Raw genomic sequence first — 5,263 nt, forward strand, 5'->3', positions numbered from 1 at the left:
GTAAGCGTCAAATACTTCCCACATTTTAATAGTAAGACATCCGTGTGATAATCTTCTTAGAAATCATTTGGGAGGTTATACGATGACTCTTACAGACAAAAGGTTAGAATGGAAAGCGCGGTATGATGCTTGGAAATCAAGTGATTTAAGTATAGCTAAGTGGTGCCGGGAACAAGGGATAAAAGTTCATCAAATGTACTATTGGATTCAAAAATTAGAAAGTAATGAGGAATCCTCTGAACGACTTTCATCTGAGACGCAGTGGCTAGCAGTAAATATGGAAGATGAATCTTCAAACACTGCAACACAAGAACCAGTATTTATTCATTTTGGAGCGATTTCAGTCGAGGTTCGTCCAGGAGTTAATATGGACTTAGTATCTGATATTGTTCATGTGTTACGAAACGAATGTTAACAGGTTCCCGGTTTGAACGTGTTTACTTGGCTCGTGGCAGTACCGATCTTCGTAAATCAATTGATGGTCTTGCCGTTATTGTGAAAGAATGCTTTGACCTCGATCCTTTTTCCCCCTGTCTATTCGTATTCTGTAATCGGAAACGGGATAAGTTAAAAATCCTGCAGTGGGAACATAACGGTTTTTGGCTGCATTATCGAAGACTGGAACGTGGAACATTCCACTGGCCATCCGGAACGAATGCGGCACCGATGGATATCAGTCCACGGCAACTGCGCTGGCTACTGGATGGTCTACCAATGAATCAAAAACAGGCACATCAGGAAGTGAAAGCACGCACTATTCTTTGAAATATTATTAAGCGAAAAAAGATAGAGAATTCGGCTTTTCAAGCCGGTCTCTTTATCGTATACTAATTTTATGGAAACTACAGCGCAAACCTCAAAAGACAAAATTGAATATTACAAAGCGCATAATGAAAAGCTTGAAATGGAAAAAGAAGCGTTAGAGGCCAAATTAAAATGGTATCAGGAGCAATTTCGCCTTAGTCAGCAACGCCGTTTTGGATCTTCCAGTGAGCAAATGCACCCGGATCAACTATCCCTTTTCAATGAAGCCGAGGTAACAGCCGACGAAACCGTTGAAGAACCAACAGTTGAGACGATTACATATAAACGCAAGAAACAGCGCGGTCAGCGTGAACGTATGCTTGAAAACCTGCCTAAAGAGACGATAGAATATCGTTTATCTGAAGAAGAGCAGAACTGTTCGTGTTGCGCTGGTGCGCTTCATGAAATGAGCACCGAAGTGCGTAAAGAATTGAAAATTATTCCGGCACAGGTAAAAGTGGTAGAGCACGTACGTCATGTTTACAGCTGCCGGCATTGCGAACGCCATGAAATAGAGACACCTATCGTTACGGCAGAAATGCCAGCTGAAGACGGACATAAGTTAGTTCCACCTCTGCCATCTTTTTGACCCACTCCGGACAAGATATTGACCCACTGATGACATAAGTGAGCCACTAGTAGTAAAAATACAAACAGCTATTGGAATCTAGAAGATTCCAATAGCTGTTGTTTATCTTATTTAAAGTGTTTACCGTCAAGTTGTTTATTAATAATCTCAAGAGCCCAGCGAACGAGTTCATCGTGGTCTAATTCCTCTTCGTCTGTCCAAATACATGGAGGTAATAGCTTCGCTTCCACTTCCTGCATTACTTCTTCAGGTAAATACATATGAAAGAAATACCTTGCTATACGAAGTTCTACTTCCTCGGGAATCATCTTGTTGCCGCCAATCCGTTACGTTCTCTCATGGAGACTGTACCGTCAATCATTATGTTAAAGGAATCATGAACAATTCTGTCTAGAATGGCGTCTGCCAGTGTACCTTCGCCAATTTTATCATGCCATCCTCTAGGATCGAATTGAGTACAAAATAGGGTGGAACCATGCTGATGGCGTGCTTCTACGATTTCAAGAAGATCTCTTGCTTCCGTCTCTTTTAACGGAGTTAATAGCCACTCATCTAAGATGAGTAAGTTTACATTCTTATACTTTTTCATTACCTTTCTGTATGTTCCTTCTCCTCTTGCGATTGCCAATTCATCCAGGAGGTCAGGTAATCGAATATATTTCACTTTATAGAATTGACGACACGCAGCCACACCAAATGCACAGGCTAAGTATGTCTTGCCATTTCCTGAAGCACCCATTAATATAATGTTATGATGCTCTTCAATATAATTACCAGTTGCTAACCGCAAAATTTGTGCCTTATCTAGCTTTCTATCCGGATGATATTCAATATCTTCGATACATGCCTGTGTGTCCCGTAATTCTGCTTGTTTGATTAGGCGATCAAGTTTATTGTTTTGCTTTCTAGACCATTCAATATCAACCAGTAATCCGAATCGATCTTCAAAAGATAGTTCTTGATATTCCGGATTTCTTAATTGCTCTCTAAATGTTTCTGCCATCGCAGACATTCTCATCTCATTTAATTTCGTTAAGGTGTTATCAGTTGTCATTATTATTTCCTCCGTAATAAGCAGCGCCACGAGTAAATCCGTAAGCGTTATCATTTTTTTGTGTATTCATTTGTTTGCTTGTTTCCTCTAATGGCAATTTATCATGCCCTGTTTTTAGGATTGTTTGAATGCTTTTTAGTTTGGTCGAGCCGTATAAGACAATACTCTTTCACACGCCTTCTCTATGCGTTCGATAGAGTATTTATCTGCCAGTTTCATCAGTGCATAGGTGGATTTCAATCCCTGCTTTTCCGTAGGATAAGATTCTAGGATTCTTTCAATGGTTAATAAGGTGGAAGGACCAGTTGTGGCACCCCACTCTAATATAAATTCCTTATCGAATGACGCATACTTTCTATGATCCCTAGGCATATGATCAGGATTCGTACTGAAATCCCCACCTGACTTATTTGACCTTTTGTGTGAAGCAATCCGGATATTCTTATAAAATACTTCAATTATATTTCTCGTTATTCGAACGTCTACCGTACATTTGATATAATCATAGGGAACAGAATAATAGTTATTATCTATTTTCACATGATAGTCAGGCTGGACAATGGTCTTTGCCCAGCTCGCAATCTCGTATTGTGAATGAGGCAGGGGAATCAATGCGAATTTTTCTTCTTCTAAGAACGCTTCCTGCCTATTCCCTTTTTTCTTTTGGAAAGGTTTTGTATTCACCACATCTAATTTCTCTTTAATTGCTTTGTTTAGCTCAGTCAAAGAAAAGAACTTTTCATTGCGAAGGGAAGCAATAATCCAAGTTGATATATGACCGACATTACCTTCTACACTTGCTTTATCCTTGGGATGACGTACACGTGCTGGGATAATAGTAGTCTGGTAATACTCAGCCATTTCCTGGTAGCTTTGATTAATAATTGGATCGGTACGAGAAGACTTCGTTACTCCAGTCTTTAAGTTATCGGGAACAATAATTCTTGTAATTCCCCCATAAAATTCAAAAGCATGGATATGAGCCGTAATCCAACTCTCTATATCCATAGATAAGAATCCTTCCACATAAGCATATTGACTACAGGGCAATGTAGAAACAAAGATATAAACAGGAATCTCTTCTCCTGTTAGATTGTTCGTGAGATACATGGTTTTACCTGCCCAGTCCACTTCCATTTGTTCCCCAGGTTTTCTTTTAATGCGCATTGTTGCTTTAGTTTTTCTTGCATAATCGTTGTAAAACCTACAGAACTGGCGATAACTATAAGGAATTTCACCGCTTGCCCTGCACCGTAAAGAGTACTCGTCCCATAAAAGGGAGAGTGTAACCCCAGATTTAGCCAATTCCTTGTGAACATACTCTCCATCAGGCTTTCGACGATGGTCCGAAGGAACCTTCTTCTCAGGAAATAAAATCATTTGTAGATCTAGATCAGTCATGTCCTTTTCAAGTGGCCACTGAATATTCTTCTCTTCTGCTCTTCGGATCACTTCTCTAATCGTGTTCCTTGAATGACCACAGCTTGAAGCTATCCCCCTTTGTGTGACTTCCTGTGCATGAAGCCTTAAAATTTCTCGATACTTAATCACAAAAAAACCTCCTATATAATAAAATTGCACATATGTGCTCCTTCATTATATAGGAGGGTGGGTCAGTGATGTCTTGGGTGGATCAAATTTATGTCCAAGGTGGATCAAAAAGATGGCATCACTGGGGCAATTCAATGGCTGTAATCACCCTCCTGTTTTTCCGGGAAGCCTAGTTTCTCCGTCAGCAATGGCCTATTCGATGTCACAAAAATATGTGGAGAGTATGCCATTCTACCGCCAGGAAAAACATTTGGAACGGTTTGGTGTTTCCATACCACGTCAAACGCTGGCCAATTGGATTTTATACGGTGCAGAAACCTGGCTCCGTTTGATTTTCAATGAAATGCATGAGCAACTCCTGACACGGGATATTTTACATGCGGATGAAACAACCCTGCAGGTGCTTTCCGAGCCGGATCGGCCTGCGACTTCTACTTCCTACATGTGGCTTTATCGCACAGGAAAAGAGGATACACCTATTGTCCTGTACGATTATCGGAAAACCCGTGCCGGCAAACATCCCAGCCGTTTCTTGGATGACTTGCAGGGTTATCTGCATGTGGACGGATATGTGGGTTATCATAAAGTTTCAGATGTAATACTAGTTGGTTGCTGGGCGCACGCCCGCCGCAAATTTACAGATGCCTTAAAAGCACTCCCTGAATCAGCGAGGACTTCTGCGGTCAAAGCGAAGGAAGGTCTGGCATTTTGTAATCAACTTTTCACAATCGAACGCGAACTTAAGGACGTCAGTCCCGAAGATCGGTATGAAATACGCTTGGAGCGCAGCCAGCCAGTGCTGGAGGCTTTTTCAGCATGGCTTCGTGAGCAAACGCCATGTGTACTGCCAAAAAGCGCACTTGGTCAGGCGATTAAATATTGTCGTAACCAATGGGATAAATTAGAGGCATTCCTGAAAGATGGTCGCCTGGAAATCGACAACAACCGTGGTGAAAGATCAATCAAACCTTTCGTAATCGGAAGAAAGAACTGGCTTTTCAGCAATACTCAAAAAGGAGCTGAATCCAGTGCAGTTATCTATAGTATTGTGGAGACAGCCAAAGAAAACGGATTGAATCCATTTTACTATCTTAAATACTTATTCGAAGAACTTCCCAATATGGATACAACAGATAAAACTAAATTAGATCAACTCCTACCATGGTCATCGACAATTCCAGAAGAATGTCGTGTTCCAAATAAATCTAAATAAATCATAACATTAGTCCACATCTAGAAATAGGTGTGGACTATTTTACGCTTAC

The 5,263-nt window shown here is 40.8% G+C and carries 5 protein-coding genes and 2 pseudogenes; 4 read left to right on the forward strand and 3 right to left on the reverse strand.

Annotation, left to right across the window (positions count from 1 at the left end):
* Nucleotides 1–82: 82 nt before the first annotated feature.
* The 3 genes and pseudogenes from tnpA to CIL05_RS21255 form a co-directional block, all read left to right on the forward strand.
* Nucleotides 83–415: an IS66 family insertion sequence element accessory protein TnpA gene (tnpA, locus tag CIL05_RS21245; protein WP_095657535.1), complete on the forward strand. Its 333-nt coding sequence runs from the start codon at nucleotides 83–85 to the stop codon at nucleotides 413–415.
* Nucleotides 409–765, forward strand: a complete 357-nt coding sequence (gene tnpB / locus CIL05_RS21250; RefSeq protein ID WP_133065315.1) for an IS66 family insertion sequence element accessory protein TnpB — start codon at nucleotides 409–411, stop codon at nucleotides 763–765. Before tnpA ends, tnpB begins: the two co-directional genes overlap by 7 nt.
* Nucleotides 766–904: 139 nt before the next feature.
* Nucleotides 905–1,351: pseudogene (locus CIL05_RS21255) on the forward strand (IS66 family transposase zinc-finger binding domain-containing protein); the annotation flags it as partial.
* A 149-nt stretch (nucleotides 1,352–1,500) separates the two neighbouring features.
* Here the strand turns inward: CIL05_RS21255 and CIL05_RS21260 are convergent.
* The 3 genes from CIL05_RS21260 to istA all read right to left on the reverse strand — a co-directional run bounded on the left by CIL05_RS21260 (nucleotide 1,501) and on the right by istA (nucleotide 3,998).
* A complete protein-coding gene (locus tag CIL05_RS21260; protein WP_095657536.1) occupies nucleotides 1,501–1,701 on the reverse strand; it encodes a hypothetical protein in 201 nt (66 codons plus the stop codon).
* Nucleotides 1,698–2,447: an IS21-like element helper ATPase IstB gene (istB, locus tag CIL05_RS21265; protein ID WP_095657537.1), complete on the reverse strand. Its 750-nt coding sequence runs from the start codon at nucleotides 2,445–2,447 to the stop codon at nucleotides 1,698–1,700. Before istB ends, CIL05_RS21260 begins: the two co-directional genes overlap by 4 nt.
* Nucleotides 2,448–2,582: 135 nt before the next feature.
* Nucleotides 2,583–3,998 carry an IS21 family transposase gene (gene istA, locus CIL05_RS21270; protein ID WP_338066961.1) on the reverse strand — a complete coding sequence of 472 codons (1,416 nt, stop codon included), beginning with the start codon at nucleotides 3,996–3,998 and terminating at the stop codon, nucleotides 2,583–2,585.
* A 154-nt stretch (nucleotides 3,999–4,152) separates the two neighbouring features.
* Between istA and tnpC the strand changes: the two are divergent.
* A pseudogene (tnpC, locus tag CIL05_RS21275) lies at nucleotides 4,153–5,211 on the forward strand (IS66 family transposase); the annotation flags it as partial.
* Nucleotides 5,212–5,263 lie beyond the last annotated feature (52 nt).

Source organism: Virgibacillus profundi (genome assembly GCF_002287375.1).
In the GTDB taxonomy this organism is placed as follows: Bacteria; Bacillota; Bacilli; order Bacillales; family Amphibacillaceae; genus Virgibacillus_K; species Virgibacillus_K profundi.